General features: G+C 50.6%; 24 protein-coding genes. 11 read left to right on the top strand and 13 right to left on the bottom strand.

The features are described 5' to 3' along the window. Positions 1-5: 5 nt before the first annotated feature. The 3 genes from YC6258_RS10975 to YC6258_RS10965 form a co-directional block, all read right to left on the bottom strand. Positions 6-1,169, bottom strand: coding sequence for a D-alanyl-D-alanine carboxypeptidase family protein (locus YC6258_RS10975; RefSeq protein WP_044617032.1), 1,164 nt, complete (start codon positions 1,167-1,169; stop codon positions 6-8). 136 nt (positions 1,170-1,305) lie between these two features. Beyond that, a complete protein-coding gene (locus YC6258_RS10970) occupies positions 1,306-2,121 on the bottom strand; it encodes a septal ring lytic transglycosylase RlpA family protein (protein ID WP_281176343.1) in 816 nt (271 codons plus the stop codon). A 460-nt stretch (positions 2,122-2,581) separates the two neighbouring features. Then, the gene (locus YC6258_RS10965; RefSeq protein ID WP_044617031.1) at positions 2,582-3,484 is read right to left on the bottom strand and encodes a LysR family transcriptional regulator; all 903 of its coding nucleotides are present in this window, start codon (positions 3,482-3,484) and stop codon (positions 2,582-2,584) included. A gap of 131 nt (positions 3,485-3,615) precedes the next feature. Between YC6258_RS10965 and YC6258_RS10960 the strand changes: the two genes are divergently transcribed. From YC6258_RS10960 to YC6258_RS10920, 8 genes are all read left to right on the top strand, one after another. After that, complete coding sequence (locus YC6258_RS10960; RefSeq protein WP_044617030.1) at positions 3,616-4,164, top strand: carboxymuconolactone decarboxylase family protein; 549 nt, start codon at positions 3,616-3,618, stop codon at positions 4,162-4,164. Positions 4,165-4,219: 55 nt separating this feature from the next. Further along, positions 4,220-4,684, top strand: coding sequence for a nuclear transport factor 2 family protein (locus YC6258_RS10955; RefSeq protein ID WP_044617029.1), 465 nt, complete (start codon positions 4,220-4,222; stop codon positions 4,682-4,684). 19 nt (positions 4,685-4,703) lie between these two features. Then, the gene (locus YC6258_RS10950; protein ID WP_044617028.1) at positions 4,704-5,321 is read left to right on the top strand and encodes a pyridoxamine 5'-phosphate oxidase family protein; all 618 of its coding nucleotides are present in this window, start codon (positions 4,704-4,706) and stop codon (positions 5,319-5,321) included. A 433-nt stretch (positions 5,322-5,754) separates the two neighbouring features. Then, entirely contained in the window at positions 5,755-6,390 is a 636-nt protein-coding gene (locus YC6258_RS10940; protein ID WP_044617026.1) for a glutathione S-transferase family protein, read from the top strand. A gap of 226 nt (positions 6,391-6,616) precedes the next feature. Continuing rightward, on the top strand, positions 6,617-7,105 hold the full coding sequence (locus tag YC6258_RS10935) for a VOC family protein (protein WP_044617025.1): 489 nt from the start codon (positions 6,617-6,619) through the stop codon (positions 7,103-7,105). 2 nt (positions 7,106-7,107) lie between these two features. Then, the gene (locus YC6258_RS10930) at positions 7,108-7,758 is read left to right on the top strand and encodes a glutathione S-transferase family protein (RefSeq protein WP_044617024.1); all 651 of its coding nucleotides are present in this window, start codon (positions 7,108-7,110) and stop codon (positions 7,756-7,758) included. Positions 7,759-7,822: 64 nt separating this feature from the next. After that, positions 7,823-8,464 carry a dihydrofolate reductase family protein gene (locus tag YC6258_RS10925; RefSeq protein ID WP_044617023.1) on the top strand — a complete coding sequence of 214 codons (642 nt, stop codon included), beginning with the start codon at positions 7,823-7,825 and terminating at the stop codon, positions 8,462-8,464. 137 nt (positions 8,465-8,601) lie between these two features. Further along, positions 8,602-9,018, top strand: coding sequence for a VOC family protein (locus YC6258_RS10920; protein ID WP_044617022.1), 417 nt, complete (start codon positions 8,602-8,604; stop codon positions 9,016-9,018). A 305-nt stretch (positions 9,019-9,323) separates the two neighbouring features. On the opposite strand, the gene YC6258_RS10915 is transcribed toward YC6258_RS10920, so the two are convergent. The 4 genes from YC6258_RS10915 to YC6258_RS10900 form a co-directional block, all read right to left on the bottom strand. Further along, the gene (locus tag YC6258_RS10915) at positions 9,324-10,040 is read right to left on the bottom strand and encodes an SDR family oxidoreductase (RefSeq protein ID WP_044617021.1); all 717 of its coding nucleotides are present in this window, start codon (positions 10,038-10,040) and stop codon (positions 9,324-9,326) included. 46 nt (positions 10,041-10,086) lie between these two features. Further along, positions 10,087-10,752: a peroxiredoxin-like family protein gene (locus YC6258_RS10910; RefSeq protein WP_044617020.1), complete on the bottom strand. Its 666-nt coding sequence runs from the start codon at positions 10,750-10,752 to the stop codon at positions 10,087-10,089. 65 nt (positions 10,753-10,817) lie between these two features. Further along, the gene (locus YC6258_RS10905) at positions 10,818-11,588 is read right to left on the bottom strand and encodes an enoyl-CoA hydratase/isomerase family protein (RefSeq protein WP_082070652.1); all 771 of its coding nucleotides are present in this window, start codon (positions 11,586-11,588) and stop codon (positions 10,818-10,820) included. Positions 11,589-11,620: 32 nt separating this feature from the next. After that, positions 11,621-12,259: a glutathione S-transferase family protein gene (locus tag YC6258_RS10900; protein ID WP_044617019.1), complete on the bottom strand. Its 639-nt coding sequence runs from the start codon at positions 12,257-12,259 to the stop codon at positions 11,621-11,623. 126 nt (positions 12,260-12,385) lie between these two features. On the opposite strand from YC6258_RS10900, the gene YC6258_RS10895 reads away from it, so the two are divergent. Beyond that, positions 12,386-13,270, top strand: a complete 885-nt coding sequence (locus tag YC6258_RS10895) for a LysR family transcriptional regulator (RefSeq protein ID WP_044617018.1) — start codon at positions 12,386-12,388, stop codon at positions 13,268-13,270. A gap of 292 nt (positions 13,271-13,562) precedes the next feature. On the opposite strand, the gene guaA is transcribed toward YC6258_RS10895, so the two are convergent. Both guaA and guaB read right to left on the bottom strand, forming a co-directional pair. Beyond that, positions 13,563-15,140 (bottom strand): glutamine-hydrolyzing GMP synthase, encoded by a 1,578-nt coding sequence (gene guaA / locus YC6258_RS10890; protein ID WP_044617017.1) that lies wholly within the window; start codon positions 15,138-15,140, stop codon positions 13,563-13,565. A 73-nt stretch (positions 15,141-15,213) separates the two neighbouring features. After that, positions 15,214-16,683, bottom strand: a complete 1,470-nt coding sequence (gene guaB / locus YC6258_RS10885; protein ID WP_044617016.1) for an IMP dehydrogenase — start codon at positions 16,681-16,683, stop codon at positions 15,214-15,216. Between the two features lie 307 nt (positions 16,684-16,990). Here guaB and xseA point away from each other — a divergent pair, with 307 nt between their 5' ends. Further along, positions 16,991-18,355, top strand: a complete 1,365-nt coding sequence (gene xseA, locus YC6258_RS10880) for an exodeoxyribonuclease VII large subunit (RefSeq protein WP_044617015.1) — start codon at positions 16,991-16,993, stop codon at positions 18,353-18,355. 5 nt (positions 18,356-18,360) lie between these two features. On the opposite strand, the gene YC6258_RS10875 is transcribed toward xseA, so the two are convergent. After that, a complete protein-coding gene (locus YC6258_RS10875) occupies positions 18,361-19,254 on the bottom strand; it encodes a LysR substrate-binding domain-containing protein (RefSeq protein WP_044617014.1) in 894 nt (297 codons plus the stop codon). Between the two features lie 90 nt (positions 19,255-19,344). Here YC6258_RS10875 and YC6258_RS10870 point away from each other — a divergent pair, with 90 nt between their 5' ends. Then, positions 19,345-19,569, top strand: coding sequence for a DUF1127 domain-containing protein (locus YC6258_RS10870; RefSeq protein ID WP_044617013.1), 225 nt, complete (start codon positions 19,345-19,347; stop codon positions 19,567-19,569). Here the strand turns inward: YC6258_RS10870 and der are convergent, their stop codons facing one another. Genes der through YC6258_RS10855 form a run of 3 tightly spaced genes read right to left on the bottom strand, consistent with a single transcriptional unit; the run spans position 19,570 to position 22,787 of the window. Next, a complete protein-coding gene (der, locus tag YC6258_RS10865) occupies positions 19,570-20,994 on the bottom strand; it encodes a ribosome biogenesis GTPase Der (protein WP_044617012.1) in 1,425 nt (474 codons plus the stop codon). It abuts the gene before it with no gap. After that, on the bottom strand, positions 20,995-22,143 hold the full coding sequence (gene bamB, locus YC6258_RS10860; RefSeq protein WP_044617011.1) for an outer membrane protein assembly factor BamB: 1,149 nt from the start codon (positions 22,141-22,143) through the stop codon (positions 20,995-20,997). Next, positions 22,143-22,787: a YfgM family protein gene (locus tag YC6258_RS10855; RefSeq protein WP_052830215.1), complete on the bottom strand. Its 645-nt coding sequence runs from the start codon at positions 22,785-22,787 to the stop codon at positions 22,143-22,145. Before YC6258_RS10855 ends, bamB begins: the two co-directional genes overlap by 1 nt. Positions 22,788-22,790 lie beyond the last annotated feature (3 nt).

Here is a 22,790-nt window from a genome sequence, read left to right as displayed (position 1 = left end):
ATATATCAGTTAAACAGGTTATGGAAAAACAACGCGATATAATCAAAGATTCGGCTGAAAAAGCCTGCCTGCTCAACATCCTGTAACGCAACCAACGGCTTTTCATAGACCACTTCGTCATCCATCTTAACCACAAGGCTGCCCAGAATATCGCCTTTGCGCACTGGCGCTTCAATCACGGGGTTAATCTGTAATGATGCATCAAGCTTGGACTGAGAGTCCCGAGGAATAGTAACAATCGCATCGGCATCCAGTCCGAGGTCAATGGTATCCTGTGATCCGGCCCATATGCGAGACGTATTCAACGCTGTATCGGCTTTGTATAGTTCATGTGTTTCATAGTAACGAAAACCGTATGTCAGCAGCTTCATACTTTCCTGTTCACGGGCATCATCACTTTTTGTCCCCATGACCACTGCAATCAAGCGCATATCGTCCTGCTTGGCAGAAGACACCAGGCAGTAACCTGCTGATTCTGTATGACCGGTCTTCAATCCATCTACGGACGGGTCACGCCACAAAAGAGTATTGCGATTACTTTGCTTAATGCCGGCATAAGTAAAATCCTTTTCAGCATAAATAGGGTAAAACTCAGGATGATCATCAATGATGGCCTTAGCCAGAATGGCCATATCGTATGCAGAAGATAAATGCCCTTTAGCCGGCCAGCCGGAAGAGTTTACGAAGTGAGAGTCTTTCATTCCCAGCTTTTCAGCTGTTTGATTCATGACATCGGCAAAAACCTCTTCGGAGCCAGCAATATGCTCGGCCAGAGAAATTGCAGCATCATTGCCAGACTGAATGATCAGTCCGCGCAGCAGATCTTCGATGGATACATCATCGTCGACTTTGACGAACATTTTTGACCCACCCCAGCCCCATGCTTTTTTGCTGATATGAGCACTATCTGTCAAGGCCAATCGGCCATCCTGAATCTCTTCCTCAACAATGTAGGATGTTAACAATTTGGTCAAACTTGCAGGAGGCAGCTGCTGATGCTCGTTATTGGCAACAATTATCTTGCCGCTGTTCGCATCCATAAGAATATAGGATGATGCCGCCAGCTGAGGCGGTGCCGGAATGATTGCAGCAAATACATGGCTGGCAGAAACACTGACCAGTCCAATAACGACTGTTTGACGAACTCGATTGAGGATCGATTTGAACATAATCTCCATTTCCCGGTGATATACAACGTTTATACAAACAGGTGATTTTAACAAGCCAACATATTATTGCAGCTCTAGTTTCTCGATGCCTCACCCAACACCTAATAATTAATAGGTGAAACACCCGTGAATCTTTTTACAACCGCACAATAATTGGCGGACCAATATTCTTGCGAGCCAGTTTTTTCTGCAGTTTTTTGGCTTGCCGTTCAGTCATTGGTCCCACTTTGACACGATAAAAAGAGGTCTTCTCGATAAATACCTGACTATTAGTATGGAGCTCGACTTCCTGTTTTAGTTTCTGTGCATTGGCCATTGATGAAAATGCACCAACCTGAATGAAAAATTCATGCGTTCCAGTATACCCAGGGGTAATAGCCTCGACTTTCACCCGGGCAGTCCCCTGCTTTTCATAGCCGAGTTTTACGGCGCCGGCATATGACAAATCAATTAGACGACCATCGTGAAATGGCCCACGATCATTTACCCGTGCAATGACCGACTTACCATTATCGAGATTGGTGACTTTGACATAACTTGGAATTGGCAGGGTTTTGTGTGCGGCACTAACCTTGTACATATCAAATATTTCGCCATTAGAGGTCTTATGGCCATGAAATTTGACACCATACCAACTGGCAATACCCGTCTCTGAATAGCCTTCAGGATCGTCCAGCACATAATATTTTTTCCCCCTGACGGTATAAGGGCTTTTGTTTCCTGCTGCACTCCGCGGTTCATAGACAGGTACAACGTCTTCAATCTTGTGTCCATCAATTTTCTGATCGGGTCCGCGATCCTGTTTAATCTGATAACGCTCCTGCTGATAACGATCAGAGTCGGATAAGACTTCGCTACCTCCCATGGAGACATATTGAGATGAACATGACTGGAGAATTAACACCAGAATCCATACCGAAAAAGCTTTCCCGCGAGACAGGAAACTCTTCATGTACTGCTCCGTAAACAAATAAAGGCGGAATACTGACAAGAGCAGCAGATCAGATCAATAGATTTACTAAAAGTTTGAAGCAAAAACATAACTATTTGCCTTTCAGCTGCGCGATGAATACAAAAGTAAACCTTCCGGAACTGTTTTTTTACCTATGAAGGGGCTTTTCATAACGACTTACCTATAAAAGGGCTCTGGAGTAAACAGGTCCACACAAACCCGGCCAAGAACGACTCCATGGCTCAGGAGATCGATATTTAGAATACGTTATCACGCAGATACCCAGGCAGAATCAGGTTGATGTTGACTCGACAATCTTCCATAAAAACATCTGAAGTAAGGGAAGTCATTACACATAAATGCAGCCAAACATCATATTTTCCGGCAAGCTCTTTCGCTCATCTGGTGGCCATCAGGAAACTCGTAAAACGGCCATTTCGACAACGATATCAGACCTGAGTCAATGACCGATGTAAGGATTAGCCCTTAACCGGGCAACCGCCAAATCAATAAACGCCCTTATCTTTGCGTTGGCCTGCCGCCCTTCAAGATGAATGATGCTGACCGGAAGCGGTTCGCTCTCGTAGTCGCACAGTATGCGCACCAATACACCGTTTTTTAATTCCTCACCAACCTGATAAGACATCACGCGAGTGATCCCAACCCCTAGCCCGGCAGCTAATATTGCGGCTCCATTTTGACTGCAACGCAGTCGCGGAGAAACTTTCACGGCCATCTTTTGTCCGTTTGACTCGAACCGCCAGGTCATCGAGGGTTCTACTGCAGCCGCATGAATAATGTCATGATCTTTCAGATCAAAGGGATGGCGGGGAATGCCATGTTGTTCGAGATAACCCGGCGAAGCACATACGACCTGCTGAACACTACCAACCCGGGTTGCATATATATTTGAGTCCTTAAGGTGACCAATCCTGATGGCGATATCCAGGCCTTCATCCAGCAAATTACTGACACGATCATAAAACAGCGCATTCACCGTGACAGCCGGATTCTGTTGCAGATACTCCGTCACCACAGGCATTACATGTTTCTGCCCGAATAACACCGGCGCGGTGACCGACAAAACGCCCTTAGGCTCCGTGTAGCCTCCTGATGCCGTGGCCTCAGCCTGCTCTACCTCTTCCAAAATACGCCTGGAATCATCAAAAAACCGGACTCCGGCGTCTGTGAGACGAACATGACGAGTGGTCCTGTTAAACAGGCGCACCCCCAGCATGTGCTCTAGCTGCGCAACAGAGCGGGTTACAGCGGGTGCAGACACGTCCAGCTTACGACTGGCAGCGACGAAGCTCTGACATTCTGCAACCTCAACAAACACACGCATCAGTTCGAGTTTATCCATTAAATACCGCTCAACCTCATTGCCCTTATTATTCCAGTATTTGTAATAGACAATTCAATTTCAGTCCAATTATTAATATTTAAATCAACGGTATCCTGCACTCTCCAATCCAAAACACTTAGGAGCTAATCATGTCACGCATACCAACCCCGGCATCGATAGAAACCGCACCCGAAGCCGCCCAAAAGTCTCTGGAAACGGTCAACAAACTTCTTGGCAGCGTGCCGAATATGTTTCGCATTATCGCCAATAGTCCAAAAACGCTTGAAGGTTATTTGAACCTGAACAGTGCTCTCAGTAACGGCTCACTGAATGCTCAGACCCGGGAGCGTATAGCCCTTGCCGTTGCTGAGATCAATGGCTGCAATTACTGTCTCGCCGCCCATCGCTATCTGGGCATTAACCTGGCAGGACTTAGCGAAGATGAAATTGAAGCGAATCGCTGTGGCTCCTCTGGCGATGCAAAAGCCGCAGTAGCCGTCGAGTTCGCCGCCCAAATTACGCGTCATCGGGGCAAGGTTTCTGAAAGCGATTTGCAGACCGTCCGAACGGCTGGTTATAGCGATGCCGAAATCGTCGAAATCGTGGGCCACGTCGCAGTAAACACACTCACTAACTACATGAATGAAGTTCTGGGAACTGAAATCGACTTTCCAACCGTCAGAACGATGGTCGCTTAAGTCAATAGTCCGGGCGGCGTATCGCTGCCCTTTGTTTTTGAATAGAGGAAGCATAATGACCAATCCTGTTTTACCACCGTTTGATGAAAAAACTGCCATCAAAAAGATCCGCCTCGCGGAAGACGCCTGGAATACTCGTGATCCCGGAAAAGTCGTTCTGGCCTACACGGAAAATTGTTCATGGCGTAACCGGGCAGAGTTCGTGGTCGGGCGAAACGAAATAACGCAATTGCTGATACGCAAATGGACCCGCGAACTCGACTACCGACTTATCAAAGGGCTATGGGCTTTTACTGGCAACCGCATAGCGGTTCGCTTTGCCTATGAATTCCATGATGATTCCGGACAATGGTTTCGCGCCTACGGAAATGAAAACTGGGAGTTCGATGATGATGGTCTGATGCGCCGTAGAATTGCGAGTATTAATGAGCACACAATCAGCTCGGAAGAACGAAAACTTCTCTGGCCTTTGGGTCGACGCCCTGAAGACCACCCTGGGTTAAACGAACTGGGCCTTTAAATAAGTGAGGTATGTTAGATTGGACTACATAAGCGACATTGCCTTTACGAAAAGCGTAAAAGCCATTCAGCTCCGAAAAGGCTCCAGAGATATTTATGCTCAAATGGAGCAATACGGTGGTTGGCAAACAGAAATAACACCTGAACTGGCTGACTTTGTGGCCGAACAAAGGAGCTTTTTCCTGGCGACCACCAATACCTACGGTCAACCTTATGTACAGCATCGCGGCGGTCCTCCCGGCTTTTTAAAGGTTATCGACAGAAAAACCCTTGCATTTGCTGACTATCAAGGAAACCGGCAGTTTATCAGTCAGGGCAATCTAGCCGAAAACCCCAGAGCTTTTATTTTCCTAATCGATTACACCAATAGAATCCGGATTAAAATCTGGGGAAAAGCCAAAGTGATTGAGGATAGCCCGGAACTTCTGGCACAACTGATGCCCAGCCAAAATCAATACCATGCCCGGGCAGAGCAGGTATTAGTATTTACCGTAGAAGCCTGGGACAAAAACTGTCCACAGCACATTCCACCAAGAATTGAACAAAAAGATGCAGACAAGCTTCTGCAAGAACAGAAGCTGCGAATCGAAGAGCTGGAAGAACAGGTACGCTTACTCAGGCCAACGGGCAGAGAATAACAACAAACTTTGAAGCACAGAATGATTCAACGAAAGTCACGACGACTTTCGATGCGGAAGAGGAGAATTCTATTGATATGCAACGCATATGGTTGGCAGGCGATCCTGAATAATTTCAAAGCGTATGTTGAATCGCGTTAGAAACCAGGGGAGGACGAAACATCATGAAAGACGAATTTGGAGCGCCGGAGGTAGTCGATCGAAGTACCTTTCCAATCGCGCTGGCGACACCGCCCAAGCGGCCCTTCCCATCGGCATGATTGCACCCGAAATACGAAGCAAGGCCACAATGATGCCACTTGACCGCTACGAATTCAGCACAGGGTACAGCTGGGTCGCTGATCGCTTTGGCGTATCCTGGCAGCTTAATCTGCCTCAATAGAAATCGAACTACTCAGCAAATAAAACAGACAGGCGAAATCAGGATTGGAACATGAGCGAATTGATTATCTGGACCTTGGACTGGGTACCTGAGCGCCCTCGAGGTTTCGTGCGCGATTTGCGGCTACGATGGGCGTGTGAAGAAGCTGAGATTCCATACGAGGTGAAAACCGTCCCGTTCGATGATCGCGAGACTAATCATCTCGCGCAGCAACCGTTTGGACAGGTGCCGTTTCTGAACGACGGAGAAATACAGATATTCGAAAGCGGTGCCTGTCTGCTGCACCTTGCCCGAAAATCCGACAAGCTGATGCCGCGCGATCCTGTTGGCGAAGCGCATACCTTGCAATGGGTTATTGCAGCGCTTAACTCGATCGAGATGGTCTCCGTGCCCTGGTGGTTTCTGGAAGTGACCGGTACAAAGGACAACGGTCTGGCCGGATGGCTGGAAAGCCGTCTTGATCATATGGAGCGCATCCTGAAGGAGCGTGAATGGCTGGCAGCTGACCGTTTCACTGTCGCGGACCTGCTGATGGCGGATGTGCTGCGCGTATCAAAGCTCCGTGTTTTCGGCAACCGTCCGGCGAGCGAGGCTTATGTGACCCGCGTGACCGACCGCCCGGCATTCAAAAAAGCGTACACCGAGCAAATGGCGCATTTCGAGGCGGCAGATGGGAAGCCGGTATAAGCAATGTCCGCTCACCAAATAGGGCAATCTTCCGTCCGCTTGCCATGTGGCGTGGATAACCAGGTCGAACAAGCCCTAACCCAGGCCCTGAGCATGTGATTTGGGCTACACGGCATCCACTTGTAACTGAAAATTTTTGCGCAAGTCTGTCGAAATGGGGTATCGCCACGCGACTACTCAGTAACCGCAACAAACGATTTAAACTCTACAAAAGAGGAGAACGGGTATGACCAACCTCGTTACTTGCCTGTGGTTCGACCATGGTGAAGCCCTCAAGGCGGCGAAATTCTATGCCGCCACCTTTCCTGAGAGCCATATCGAACGGGTCAACCTGGCCCCCGGTGACTTTCCGGATGGCCGGGAAAGCAGCGAGTTAACCATCGAATTTACGGTGCTCGGGAGGCAGTTCATCGGCCTTAATGGCGGTCCGAATTTCTCGCCCAATGAAGCGGTCAGTTTTATGGTGGTGACCGAAACCCAGGAAGAGACTGACCACTACTGGAATGCGATCATCGACAATGGCGGTGTGGAGAGTGCATGTGGCTGGTGCAAAGACCGCTGGGGCTTTTCATGGCAGGTCACACCGAGAAGGCTGCTTGATCTGGTGACGTGTTCTGATCGGACCAAAGCGAAACGCGCCTTCGAAGCAATGATGACGATGAAGAAGATCGATATCGCCACCCTCGACGCCGCGGTAGCCGAACAGGGGAATTGAATATGTCCCCCACCATTACTGCATTTAAAGAATCACCGGATCGCGGCGCGGGACTGGCTCGCGACATGCCTGTCCGCTGGGCCTTTGAAGAAGTGGGCCAGCCCTATGATGTGCGGCTGGTTGCCTTCACAGCTATGAAAGAGCCCGAGCATCGTACGTGGCATCCGTTCAGGCAGATTCCCACCTATGAAGACAGCGATCTCACCCTGTTCGAGTCGGGAGCGATCGTGTTCCACATTGCGGAGCGCCATAGCGGACTGTTACCGGACGAAGCCAATAGTCGGGCACGGGCAATTACCTGGATGTTTGCCGCGCTCAACACGATGGAACCGCCCATCGTCAATCGCGAAGTCGCCATCTACCTGGAAAGTAACGAGACTTGGCATGAACAACGCCTGCGTGTCGTCGAGAATCGCATACGCAACAGACTGAGTGAACTTTCCAGCCGACTGGGCAAGGCTGACTGGCTTGAGGAAGTGTTTACGGCTGGCGATCTGTTGATGGTGCAAGTGCTTCGCAGGCTAAATGGCTCGGGAATATTAGAGGAATATCCGAATCTTGCGGCCTATGTCGCCCGCGGCGAAGCCCGACCTGCTTTCAAACGTGCATTCGCCGCGCAGTTGGCTGTTTTCAAGGCGGCATCTAACACCTGACCGAAGCGCAACGGCCAAAGCATTTAATGAGTTGACTTGTCTAACACAAAATGAGGAACAAACAATGACCCGGGTAATCGTTTCAGGGTTTTCCCTATCCATCGACGGCTTCGGTGCCGGACCAGAGCAAAGCCTTGAGAACCCTCTCGGCAAGGGTGGAAAAGAACTGCATACATGGATGCTCGGCACCCGGTTTTTCAAACAGATGATTGGCGCAGACGGCGGCTCGGAGGGAATAGACAACGACTATGCCGTCCGCTCAATGAGCGGCTTCGGCGCCTTTATTCTGGGGCGCAATATGTTCGGCCCCATTCGCGATGAGTGGCCGGATCAGGCTTGGAAAGGCTGGTGGGGGGACAACCCACCCTATCACGCACCAACCTTTATTCTCACCCACTACCCCCGTGAACCCATTGAGATGGACGGCGGCACGACGTTCCATTTCGTCACCGAAGGAATCGAAGCCGCGCTCGAAAAAGCGAAGGCGGCAGCCCAAGGTAAAAATGTGAAGATTGGCGGTGGTGTGTCTACAGTGCGCCAGTATCTTGCAGCCGGACTGATCGATGAACTGCACCTGGTAATTTCCCCCGTAATCCTCGGTCGTGGAGAGGCAATGTTCACGGGCATCGATCTGCCGTCCCTTGGCTATGCCGTCACGGAACAGGTTACAACCGAAACCGCTCTCCATGTCGTGCTGGCCAAATAGGAGAATATTCAAAAGGGGCCGGCGCGTTATAGCTTTATTCAACAGCAATTACGCGGCTGGCTGCCAAGGGTTTGTCCCAAGTTTAAACTGATCACTGCCAGTGGTATTTTCATACTCAGCAACGCGAAGGGATCAACATGACCATCACCTTAAATCACATCATCGTCGTCACACAGGACAAAAAGGCAACCGCAAAATTCTACACCGAGATGCTTGGCTTGCCGCCGCACAAAATGGTGGGACATTTCGCTGTTGTTCAGATCGATGACACATCACTGGATCTTGTCGAAACCGATGGCGAAATTGCGCAGCGCCATTTTGCCTTTCTCGTCAGTGAGGCAGAGTTCGATGCCATCTTCCAGCGCATCAAACAAAAAGGGCTTGCTTACTGGGCCGACCCATTCCGCAAACAGCCAGGCACCATTAATCATTGGGATGACGGCCGGGGTGTCTATTTCGACGATCCCAACAGCCATCTTCTTGAAATTATCACTCGCCCCTATGGTGCCGGTGGTGCCGACGCAGAGCATCCGCATCCGCTACTGCAGCAATAAAACAAGATAATGCCGAATTTACTTTGAAGGTATTGACTCACACGAAATACGCCAAGCATTCTGATGCCATTCCGGTAACAATTATGCCTCTCATGGTACTGATGCTTGGTACTTTTCTACATGCAATAAATACCGTGAAAAATACCCTGATCAAAAACTTCACGAGACCAAGGCTCAAGCAGCCGCAGCGTCACGCTGAGTGGCGACGCTGCGGTCGCGAGCCGGGTAAAGATGCCCCATCTACAAGCGTCCGGAATAGGTAAATCAGGCACTATCAGCGGTCAAGGACAAAGAAGAGCACTCCGTCAGAATGCGGTGCGTCCGAGAGACGCACCACCATCGACATGCAAGGTCTGTCCGGTCATGAATCCAGCATTTTCAGACAACAGGAACGCGATGGTCGCTGCGATTTCATCGGGCTTCCCGAATCGCCCCATTGGCACGCCCGCAAGATAACGCCGCTCTCCTTCGCTGCTTGGCGGATTGTTGGCGCGGAACAATTCGGTTTCGGTTGGGCCGGGGGCTACCGCATTAACCGTGATGCCGGTATCGGCCAGTTCCAGTGCCCAGCTGCGGGTGAAGCTGACCAGTGCCGCCTTGGCTGCTGCGTAAGCGGTACGTTGCGGCATGCCAAGAATGGTCAGGCTGGAAATGTTGACGATGCGGCCCCAGCCTCTTGCTCTCATCCCGGGCAACGCTGCCTGCACGGCCAACAGCGCGGGATGCAGATTGACGTTGAAGACTTCATCCAGCGCGGGCAAGGTAACATCAGCCAGCAACGCGGGACGGACGAGGCCAACGTTGTTCACCACGCCATCCAGTGCGAAGCGTTGCGCGATGTCGTGCAACGCCATGCGTGTGGCCTCATCGTCGCTCAGATCGACGGGAATAAATGTGCCGGGAAATTCACTCGGCGCGGTGCGCGCCAAACCAACGACGTGATGCCCGGCAGCGGCAAGTCGTGTCGAAAGCGCGAAGCCGATGCCTTTGCTTGCGCCAGTAATGAGAAAAGTGCGTGACATGATGACTCCTCGCCGCTCGCCATGCAGCGAGCAGCATTCGGGTGATTCAAACCGCGGCCTTGCGAATGGCCGGCAGCATTTCCGACGGATCGGGGCGACGGGTGTAGTCGGGATTCACTTCGGCATAAACGATGGTGCCGTCCGGTGCGATGACGTAGCGCGCGGGCATTGGCAACGTCCAGCTCGGATCACCATTGAACGCAGGCAAGTCGTTCTTCAACGACTTGTAGAGTTCGACCAGGTAGTCCTGCAACTCGAAACGCAGGCCGAATGCGGCAGCCACATCATTGTGTGCGTCCGACAGAATTGGGAATTCCAGCTTGTTCTGGCGCACCGACTTGCGACTGTTGGCGGCCACCTGCGGCGAGATCGCCACTACGTTGGCACCGGCTGCACGGATATCCGGCAACACGGCTTGCAGCGCCTGCAATTCCATATTGCAGTACGGACACCAGACACCGCGGTAGAACGTCACTACCAGCGGTCCTTGGCGCAGCAGATCGGTGGATGATACCGGCTTGCCATCCGGGTCATTAAGCGTGAAAGCAGGTGCTTTGTCGCCAGCCTTCAGTGCCTTTTGCGCAGCATCGGACGCAATCAGTTCAGCAGTGGCGCGATGCATGGTTTCGATGACTGAATACGGCACGCTGTAAGGCGGCTTGCCGGCTTCGTAGTCAGCCTTGAAGGCATCAAGTTTGTCTTGCAGTGACATGGGAAAATCTCCTCAAAAGGGAATGACGGGTCAGACATCAGCGTCTGACTTACTTGTTACGAAAATCAGGCAGACGGATTCATCGAACGCGCCACGTCGGCCGCACTGATGCCTTCCAGCGCCAAACCATAACCAGCACCTTCGTCGATGATCCGGCGCAGTTTCTGAGTCAGTGCGATGCGGGTGTAGCGACTGGTCAGCGGTGGCAACTTCGCCAGTTCACTGGCGATCTCATGGGCACGCGCTAACAAGCGCTCGGCTGGGACGACTTCGTTGACAGCGCCCCATTCCTTTGCAGTCTGCGCATCGAGTTGTTGGCGGGTGAGGATGAAATAACGACCGCGCACGCTGCCGATCACTTCCGGCCACAACAGGTTGACGCCATCGCCAGGCACGATGCCGAAATCAAAATGCGGCTTGTCCTGGAACACCGTATCCGGTGTGGCCAGCACGATGTCGGCCAGCAGCGCGTATTCGGAATGCAATAACACCGGGCCATTGAGTGCGGCGATCAGCGGCACCTCAATGTCGAGGATATTCATCAGCACCTTCTTGCCTTCGCGGAAGATCTTGTCGTAACCGCGCGGCGTGAAGAAGTCGAAGCCCTCGGGGCTGATCGCGTCCATAAACGCATCGCCGCTGCCGGTAAGAATCACCACGCGGTTGTCGGGGTCACTGCCAACGTCGTGAAACAGATCGACAAACTGTTCGTGCGTGTGACCGTCGAAGACGAGCTTGTCCCCGTTGGTGTGCAGGGCGATTTCGAGCACGCCGTCGGGTGACCGGGTCAAGCGAGCATTGGGATAGGTATTGCGGTAGTTATCGAAGCGGGACATAGTTATTTCCTCAGTTGTGAGTGATTGGGTTTTCAAGCGGACGCGACAAGCGCGTTGATACGTGTGATGGCGCGCTGTACGGCGGGACGCTGTTCAACAGCGGCGTACCAGCGAGACAGATTCGGATAAGCCTCCAGCTCCACGCCGGCGAAAGCACGGCGCCAGAACCAACCGAAATGAGCGATGTCGGCGATGCTGTAGTCGTCGCCGGCAATGAAGCTGCGTTCGGCGAGCAGTTCATCAAGCAACCTGGTCACGCGCTCGGCCTCGCCGGAGAATCGTTGTTGTGCCAGTGGCTGCGGCTCGCTGGCCAGCTTGGTAAAAAAGCCCGCGTTGCCAAAGCTTGGACTGACGGCCGAAGCGTGAAAGAACAGCTGCTCGAACACGCGGGCGCGCGCTTCGCCGGTGGCGGGCAGCAACTGACCCTGGCGTTCGGCCAGATAAACCAGGATGGCAGCCGACTCACTCAACACCAGAGGCTCGCTGCTTGCGGTGTCGGTGTGCACGAGTACCGGCACTTTGGCATTCGGATTGAGCGCGAGAAATTGCGTCTGCTGTTGTTCCCCTTGTTTTACGTTGACAGAGTGCAGGGTGTAATCCAGCCCCAGCTCTTCCAGTGCGATAGGCACCTTGATGCTGTTCGGGGTGGCATAGGCGTAGACCTCGATCATGATTATTTCCTTGTTCTTAAAATGTTGGATATTCAGCACTACAGGCTGTTGATCGAATTATGGTTGTCTATTTACAGGAATGGCAGATATGATCTAGCAATAACATCTATTCCAAGTAGGAATGACATGGATCGATTGCAGGCAATGATCGTCTTCGTACGCGTGGTGGAAGCCGGTTCGTTTTCAGGCGCTGCCCGCGTGCTGGACGTTGGGCAACCGGCGGTGTCCAAAACCGTGGCGCAGCTGGAGCAGCGGCTGCAAGTGAAGCTCTTACTGCGTTCTACGCACGGGTTGACACCGACCGAAGCGGGTTTGCGCTTCTACGAACGGGCGCTCCTGGCCATACAGGAGGCGGACGAGGCCGAGCTGGCCGCACGGGGAGCCGGTGAGGGACTGTCCGGCCGGCTGCGCATCTCGGCAGCACCCACATTCGCGCGCCTGCATATCATTCCGCGCCTGCCACAGTTCCTTGAGGCACATCCCGGTCTCGATATAGACGTAGTGTTGGATGACCGAATGATTGACCTGATCGCGGAAGGAATCGACATCTCGTTGAGAATGGGAACACTGGCCGATAGCAGCGCCGTGGCGCGTAAACTGGCGTCTTCGCGCTGCTCAGTGCTGGCGACCGCCGAATACTTGAAGCGAAAGGGAACACCGCAGGTACCCGCCGACCTGGCCAACCACGAAACTATCGTCTACAGCCAGATGAACAATGTGTGGAAATTCCATCGGGAGACAACGGAAGTATCCGTTCTGGTAAATGGACGAGCACGCTTCAGTGCCGCCGAAGGCATCCGTGCCGCCGTGCTCGCTGATATGGGTCTAACCATTGCCTCGGACTGGATGTTCGCGCCTGAGTTGGCCGAGGGTCGTGTGCTTCGCCTGCTGGAGAGTTGGTCGCTGCCTGACACTGACCTATGGGCAGTATTTCCCACGGGGCGCCTTGCCACAGCCAAGGCGCGTTTGTTCGCCGAGTTCGTTGAGGGCATTCTGCAAGAAAGCACTTGAGTTGACATCGATGCTTCCACGATGGCCTTTAATCCTAAGTGCAACGGCTGTTCTATTGGGTTTGGCTTAACGTGCTTTATTTTATGAACTCTGAAACGCCCCCGAACCCGGTGGTGCTCTGTCCGAGGCTGCGAGATAGACCTTTGCCCGTATTGGTTCAATACTATGAACGAGCAAGCTCACCTTTCATGGCATTCAAAAACAAAAAACCCAGCAATAGCACTGGGTTTTTGGATTGATTACCTATTGGCACCAGGCATTGTCAGAAACGATCCAGCAACGCCGGTTACTCTTACTCCCACTCAATTGTCGCAGGAGGCTTGCTGGAAACATCGTATACCACCCTGGAAACGTGTTCGATTTCATTGATGATGCGGTTTGATACGCGTTCGATCAGTTCATAAGGCAGATGGGCCCAACGGGCGGTCATGAAATCCACTGTCTCCACAGCTCTGAGTGAAATAACCCATTCATAGCGACGGCCGTCACCAACCACTCCTACGGATTTGACCGGCAGGAATACCGCAAATGATTGACTGGTCTTGTGGTACCAGTCAGCGCGGTGCAATTCCTCAATGAAAATGGCGTCGGCCTCACGCAGAATATCTGCGTATTCCTTTTTCACTTCACCAAGAATTCTCACCCCCAATCCCGGACCTGGAAATGGATGGCGATAAACCATGTCGTAAGGCAACCCAAGCGCGAGGCCCAGCTTGCGAACCTCATCTTTAAACAGTTCGCGCAATGGCTCAACCAGTTCGAATTTCATATCTTCCGGAAGACCTCCCACATTATGGTGGGATTTGATCACATGTGCCTTGCCGGTTTTGGATGCTGCGGATTCAATGACGTCTGGATAGATCGTACCCTGTGCAAGGAAGTTCACGTCTTTGAGTTTGCCAGCCTCAGTGTCAAAGACTTCGATAAATGTATTACCAATGATTTTCCGCTTCTGCTCCGGATCCGAAACACCTTGCAAGCGCGTTAAAAACAAGTCTTCAGCATTGGCGCGTATCACTTTTACGCCCATGTTTTCGGCAAACATGGACATCACCATATCGCCCTCATTTTTACGTAACAGGCCATTATCAACGAATACGCAGGTCAGCTGCTCGCCGATTGCCTTATGCAGCAAGGCCGCGACCACTGAAGAGTCGACACCGCCAGACAAAGCCAGCAGCACTTTAGCACTCCCCACCTGTGCACGAACCTTATCCACCAGGTCATCAATGATATTGTCGGAAGTCCATAATCCATCACAACCGGCAATGGTACGGACAAAGCGGTCCAGAATTTCTTTGCCCTTCAGAGTATGAGTGACTTCAGGGTGAAACTGTACGCCATAAAAACGACGTTTCTCATCCGCCATCCCGGCAATCGGGCAGCTGGGCGTGGAAGCCATCAAACTAAACCCTTCCGGCATGGCCGTTACCTTATCGCCATGACTCATCCAGACATCCAACAGGTCTGCCTCATTATCATGACGATCAGACAAACCGCCCAACAGCTTTGAATCACCTTCGACTTTGACTTCGGCATATCCAAATTCGCGGTGATCAGAGGTGGATACCTGCCCTCCCATCTGTGCAGCCATCGCCTGCATGCCGTAGCAGACACCCAGTACCGGCAACCCCATTTCAAACACCACCTGAGGCACCCGGGGGGTGTCTCCAGCAGTCACAGACTCCGGCCCACCAGATAAAATGATGGCATTGGGCTGGAAGGCTTTAATGTCTTCTTCCGACATATCAAAAGCATGCAGCTCACAATAGACACCGATCTCCCGTACCCGACGGGCAATGAGTTGCGTGTATTGAGAACCAAAATCCAGAATCAGGATTTTTTGGGAATGAATGTCCAAATGAGCCATGTCGTGGATACTCCAACAAAAATATACGAGCAAAAAGAAAAAACGGGCCGCAGCCCGTCAAAATTCGAACAGCTTAACCCAGGCGGTAGTTCGGTGCCTCTTTGGTTATCTGCACATCGTGCACATGAGATTCCTTGATACCGGAACCGGTAATCCGGACAAACTCAGGCTTGGTACGCATTTCCTCGATTGTGCGACATCCGGTATATCCCATGGAGGCTCTTAACCCACCCATCTGCTGATGCAATACCGCAGCCAAGGGCCCTTTAACCGCTATACGACCCTCAATACCTTCGGGAACCAGTTTTTCCACGCCGCTTTCAACAGTCTGAAAATAACGGTCTGAAGATCCCTGCGACTGGGCCATCGCCCCTAATGACCCCATGCCACGATAGGACTTATAGGCACGTCCCTGAAACAGCTCAACTTCTCCTGGAGACTCATCGGTACCTGCAAACATGCTCCCCGCCATAATGACAGATGCACCGGCCGCAATCGCTTTGGCAATATCACCTGAATATCGAATGCCACCGTCGGCAATCACTGGAATGCCAGTACCTTTTAATGCTTCTGCCACATCTGCCACCGCAGTAATTTGCGGAACCCCAATACCGGCGACAATCCGGGTCGTACAAATGGAACCAGGGCCAATGCCGACTTTCACGCCATCGGCTCCAGCCTCGACCAATGCCAGAGCCGCCGCCGCCGTGGCAATGTTGCCTCCGACCACATCCACTTCAGGAAAATTCTGTTTGACCCAACGTACCCGATCAATCACACCTTTGGAGTGACCATGAGCGGTATCAACAATAATCAAATCCACACCCGCTTTGACCAGTGCCGCAACCCGATCTCCGGTGTCTGCCCCGGTTCCAACGGCAGCCCCCACCCGCAAACTGGCATCAACATCCTTAGAGGCATTGGGCCACGCCTGGGATTTACTGATATCTTTAACCGTGACCAAACCCGTCAATTTGAACTCATCGTTTACCATCAACACTTTTTCAATACGATGGCGATGCAGCAAGTCTTTAATCTCTTCCGCACTCACTCCCTCTTTAACTGTTACCAGTTTTTCTTTGGGAGTCATAATACGGTCCACCTGCAAAGACATGTCTTTCTCAAAGCGGACATCACGGCTGGTCACAATACCGACCAGATCGTCACCGCGCATCACCGGTACACCGGAAATATTGTTTTCGCGGGTCAGGGTTAATAGCTCACGAACGGTGGCGTCAGCAGAAATGGTAATTGGATCGCGAACCACACCTGCCTCAAACTTTTTCACTGCACGAACTTGCGCTGCCTGCTCGTCGATGGTCATGTTTTTATGAATGATACCAAGGCCGCCTTCCTGTGCCATGGCAATTGCGAGACGGGCCTCAGTCACAGTATCCATCGCTGCTGAAACCAGCGGGATATTAAGCTCGATATTCCGACTGACACGAGTTTTCAGAGAAACATCTTTTGGCAGAACTTCTGAATAACCTGGAACCAGAAGAACGTCGTCAAAGGTCAGTGCATCGTCTTTAATTCTAAGCATTTATGTTCTACCTCATCTCAATGTAGTTCGCACTGCTGACAGGAAAATCAGCCTGGAACTACTGGCTGGAAATTTGGCGCGGCATTATAACTGCATTTGGACTCAATAAAAGTTTTATGGTTTAATCGCGCGTTTATCTAAGCTGCCTTAGTCTGGGTCATATATTTTTGAGGGTCGCTTTGGGACACTATGCCGGTTTATCAAAACCTTCCTGCACGTTCCCTAAGTTAACCAAACCAACAGCAGCGCCATCCGCCCCTTTTGCCATAATCGGCACTCCAATCAGGTTAAGGAAGCAGTGTTGATAATGACCGGCCAGCAACCCCCTCATTCTGAAACCTTTGCAACAGCGCCCCCCCAAGCACTGAGCGTGACGCAGCTCAACCACCAGATCCGTTTTTTACTGGAAACCCATTACGGAAGTATTGCCGTTGAGGGGGAAATATCCAATCTGGCCAAACCGGCATCAGGGCATATTTACTTCACATTAAAGGATAGCAAAGCACAGATCAGAGTGGCCTGGTTTAAATCCTCTGTAGGTCGATACATCCCAAAGCATGGAGACTCTGTCATTGTTTCCGGCCGTCTGAGTCTGTATGAGCCCAGAGGAGATTATCAACTGATCGCCTCCTCTGTCCGACCAGCCGGTGAAGGTGCGCTGCAACAGGCTTTTTTGGCTCTGAAGGAAAAGCTGGAACTGGAGGGACTGTTTGATCCCGGCAAAAAACAACCACTTCCATCCAGGATAACCAGGATAGGTGTCATAACCTCATCAACCGGAGCGGCTATCCAGGACATTCTTACCGTACTCAAGCGCCGCTTCCCTGCTATTGAAGTGCTGATATATCCGGTGGCCGTACAAGGTGAAAACGCGGCACCACAGATCTGCAAGGCCATTACTTTGGCTAATGAGCATGCCAGCGCCGACGTCCTGATTGTGGGACGCGGTGGCGGCTCTCTGGAAGATTTATGGCCTTTCAATGAAGAAAGTGTCGCCAGAGCAATCGCGGCAAGCCAGATACCGGTTGTCAGTGCAGTTGGTCATGAAATAGATTTCACTATTGCTGACTTCGTAGCCGATGTCAGAGCTCCGACACCATCTGCGGCGGCTGAACTGTTGAGTCCGGATCAGCAAGAGTACATGCAAACACTGGATCAGTATGAATCAATACTGTGGCGGGCAATGGGCAAAATTCTGCAAGAAAAGTCCATGATCGTGGAGCATCTTCACAAACGCCTGCGTCATCCTGGACAGTTGCTGACAGAACAAAACCGGCGCCTGGATAATCTGCAGGAAAAACTGGCCAGAGCAATTCGACAATCACTTTATCAATCAAATCAAATGCTGATTTTGCAACATCAGCGCCTCATGAGTCATACCCCGGACGAAACGCTGAATCAGTTAAAGAAAGAACTGAATCGCACGCATAACTCCCTGTTACAAGCAATACGATTGATAATACAAAAGCGATCTGAGGCACTCAGAGCCAATGCCAGAGAGCTCAATGCCGTCAGCCCGCTGGCCACTCTGGAACGGGGGTATAGCATAACGTTGTCCCAACAGCAGACAGCAATCACTTCACTCTCCCAGGTCGAAGTCGGCGATGTCATCGAAACCCGGCTACATCAGGGGCGAGTACTGTCCAAAGTAGAGAAAAAACTGAACGGCTGAATCTATTAACTGCGATAAGGCTCGAATTCGGATTTTAGCCACTCATAAAACACAGCAACTGCAGGCTGCCCCCTTGATCGTTTAGGCAATACAAAATAATACTGACTCGTCAGCTTAAGACTGACTTCGAACAGCTTGATCAGCTCGCCAGAAGCCAGTTCATCCGCTACCAACACCCTACGCACCAAAGCCACACCACGCCCGGACAAAGCCAAACGGATTACCTGACCAGAGTCGCTGATCATCAGTTTCTGCCGCACAGGAATATCATCCTGTCCAGTGGCCTTAACCCAGGCCGGCCAGTTTTGATCGCTACGAGCGTTATCATAAATCAGTAATTGTTGTCGTAAATCGGAAAAAACCGGAGGCTGGGAGAACTCTTTCAGTCTGGTGGGACTGCATACCAGAAATACTTCATCATCGCATAATGGCCGGGCAATCAAGTCAGGATAATCCCCTGTTCCCAAACGGATGCCAGCATCAAGGCCAGTATCAGAGAAATCAACCAGCGCTCCACTCATGGACAGACGAACTTCGATATCTGGATATAATTCCTGAAACTTATGCAACCTGGGAATCAACCATGCACTGCCAATAGATGGCAAAACAGAGAGGGTAATCTGGTTACTTTTTTGGCGACTGACAATAACCCCTTCTTCAATATGGCTGAACCCCTTGCGTAAATGGCCGGCCAACCCAAGACATGATTCCGTTGGCTTCAACTGCCTGGGATGACGATCAAACAAAGGACCATATTCACTCTCCAGCAAACGAATCTGCTGACTGACAGCTGATTGGCTGACATTTAAGCATTCAGCCGCCGCAGAAAAACTCCCCTTTCGCACAACGACATCCAGCACCCAGAATGCTTTCAAAAAATGCGGCCACCGGTCATCCATAAGTTTTCCTAATAGGTCTTTAAGAAAATAACATTATTCATACGGTAAATGTTTTCCTATTTTAACCACTAAAAGACCAGGAGATAAAAGATGGAAAACACATATAAATGCGCAGCAGGGTGTTCTTCACCGCTTAAGGCAAGGCTTAATCTATTAGAAAAACTAAAAAAAATCGGAAGGCGAGTGGGGCGTTGGAACAGAAACTATCGGCAACGCAAACAACTCATGGAGATATCTGGTTTTCTGTTGAAGGATATGGGAATAACCAAAACGGATCTGCGTCGGGAAATTCAGAAACCGTTTTGGAAAGATTAGTCAGTCTTTTTTTCGGCCGGTATTGCGTTCAATGCGACGACCACGAGCACCTAACTTGTCTTTGCGCGTGGTATTACGGTTATTCTTAAACTTCGGTTGAACATAAGGGTTTTCACCGGATTTAAACTCAAAACGTATCGGCGTACCGCGAACCCCCAGAACCTTCTTAAAGGTATTTTCGAGGTAACGCGTATAGCTGCCCGGCAACTTATCAACCTGATTGCCATGCACCACAATAATTGGTGGATTAGAACCGCCTTGATGGGCATAACGCAACTTGATACGACGACCATTGATCATCGGGGGCTGATGTTGCTCAATAGCGCCTTCAAGAATTGTGGTCAGACGGTTGGTTTGCCATTTCGCATATGCCGAGTCATAGGCAACCTGCACAGACTCATACAAATGCCCGACATTCGTTCCATGCATTGCAGAAATAAAATGAAAGTCAGCCCAATCGAACAGAAATTCCATTCGCCATTCCAGGTCATGTTTGACCTTATCCCGACCGTCGGGGTGCATACCATCCCATTTATTAATAGCAATCACCAGAGACCGGCCAGCATTCAGCACAAAGCTCAACATGTGCAGATCCTGTTCCACAACACTGTCACGGGCATCAAGCACCAGGATCACAACATTGGCATCCTGAATCGCCTGGAGTGTTTTGATGATTGAAAATTTCTCAACAGCGGCTTCAACATTTTTACGGCGGCGAACACCGGCCGTATCGATCAGGGTATATTTCTGGCCGTTCCGTTCATATGGAATATAAATAGAATCCATGGTGGTGCCAGGGTGGTCATATACCACGACCCTGTCTTCACCCAACATCCGGTTAACAAGCGTGGACTTACCCACATTTGGTCGTCCAACTACCGCAATGCGAATACCAAGATCATTTTCCTCAGCATCCACTTCAAAATCAGGTTCAGGAAAAGAATCCAGAACCTCTTCAATCAGACTCCGCACACCGCGATTGTGCGAAGCAGCAATAGGATAGGGCTCTGCTGACATGCCAAGTTCAAAGAAATCAGCGACAGCGACACTTTCATCCCGACCATCAGTTTTATTGACTACCAACCAGGCCGGCTTGTTTTTGGCTCTCAGAGTCTGGGCAATCATATGATCCGCTGCCGTTACACCTTCAGCAGCATCGACCAGAAACAGAACAGCGTCTGCCTCATCAATTGCAGCGTAAGATTGGCCAGCCATCTCTGCATCAAGCCCTTCTTCAAATCCACTAATACCACCGGTATCGACCACAATATACGGACGATGACCTACTTTACCATCGCCGTATTTTCGATCCCGTGTCAAACCGGAAAAATCAGCGACCAATGCATCTTTGGTTTTGGTCAGGCGGTTAAATAAAGTGGATTTCCCCACATTAGGGCGGCCCACAAGGGCAATTACAGGGGTCATTTAGTGTTGAATTTCCTGAGTTAAAAATACTTTTAAACGATCACTGTTTCCCTGAACCAGGAGGTACTCGCCACCCACAACAGGCGTCGACCGGACACCAAAGAAATCTACATGATAACGACCGACAAGACTGCCATCGTTAAAATCCAGCAAATGCAGATACCCCTTCACATCGACAACAGCCAAATAACCATTCCAATCAACAGGGTTACCCAGAGTACGGTACTTAAAAGCATCCTGGCGCCAAACTTCTTCGTGAGTTTTCGGATTTACTGCCACGATCACATCGTCTTTCAAAACCAGATACAGCAATCCATTGGCAGCAACTACACCCCGGTCACTCGCTTCAGAAAACGATTCGAGTTTACGCCCGGTAGCAAGATCCACTACCACCGTCGAGCCATTTGCTGCAGAAGCGACGACTGCATTATCAACAAACAACAATCGCCCATCCACATCACTGATACGATCCAGATCACTACGTCCACTGGCTTCGGCGACAACATATTCCCAAAGTTGCTCACCGGTTCTGGGATTAAATCCCACCAGCTTTCCGCTATCAAAACCAACAATTAGCTGGTCACCATGAACCTCCGGCCGACCATTACCTATCACAGTCAAACGCGGAGAAGCGCTATCGAACTGCCATAACTGAGAGCCTGTGTTACGATCAAGCGCCTGCAACTTTCCATCCTGTACCGACACAAAGACCCGGTTTTCTGAAACCACAGGTTGAGTAAGCAATCTTGAGGACAAATGCACTTTCCATTGCTCTCTAAACAACCTGTCTACTGCAACCAAGTCACCATTAGAAGTTCCGAAAAACAACCAATCGCCATCAGTTCCGAGCCCACCGGATATTTCTTCGCCTACATCTCCTGCCAGCTTCACCTTTCCTGTCTTGAGATCAACTACCTGGAATGCACCGGTTGATGCTATGCCGTATACCAGTCCTTCAATTACGACGGGCTCCAACTGCTGATATGCACTTTTGGTTCCTTCATCGGATAAATAGCGAAACCATACATTATGTATATCAACCTTTGGCTGGAATGACTCATCCAGAGGAGTTGGCTTAATACTATTGCCGGCACAGGAGGTAATAACTATAGCCAGGATTAATGCAAAAAATATCCGGAACAAACTCATTATTCAGTTACCGCAAGGTCGTTTAACTTCATTTCCAACACAGGACGATTCAATTGCTTTTCTTTGGCATCATTATATGCCAACTGAAAAGCTGTTCTGGCATCATCTACTTTTCCCATTGCCAGATATATATCGCCACGAAGCTCCTCAAAATTGGCAACCTGGGCACCAGCATCCACAGCAATGGTTTTTAGAGCCTCATCAGTTTTGCCCTGGGCCAGCTGAATACGGGCAATCCGTAACCTCAGCGTTTTGCCTAAAGCATCATCCTTATTATGTTCCAGCGCCCATTGCAACTCAGTCAGTGCCGCATCAAGATCCTGCGCATCAACATCAAACTTGGCACCATACATTGCTGCAAATACGGCATAGGTGGATTTGTCATAATCGGTTTTCAACTGATCGATCAATTTCTCAGCCTCGCCCTTCTGTTCAGCCGACAAGGTTTGATTTTCAATATTCATATCAACCAGTTTCTGATAAACATCAGATGCCTGCTCTTTCGTGCTCTGAACACTATGCTGGTAATAATTGATACCAAAATATCCAGCGATAAACACGATAATTGCAACAATCAGGGTATTCCCATACTGATGCCACCATTTTTTTAACGCTTCTATTTGTTCTTCATCGGTATCGTACACTCA

Source organism: Gynuella sunshinyii YC6258, assembly GCF_000940805.1.
GTDB classification, from domain to species: domain Bacteria; phylum Pseudomonadota; class Gammaproteobacteria; order Pseudomonadales; family Natronospirillaceae; genus Gynuella; species Gynuella sunshinyii.
Note: the sequence above shows the minus strand (reverse complement) of the source record. Positions and strands in the feature narration are given on the sequence as shown.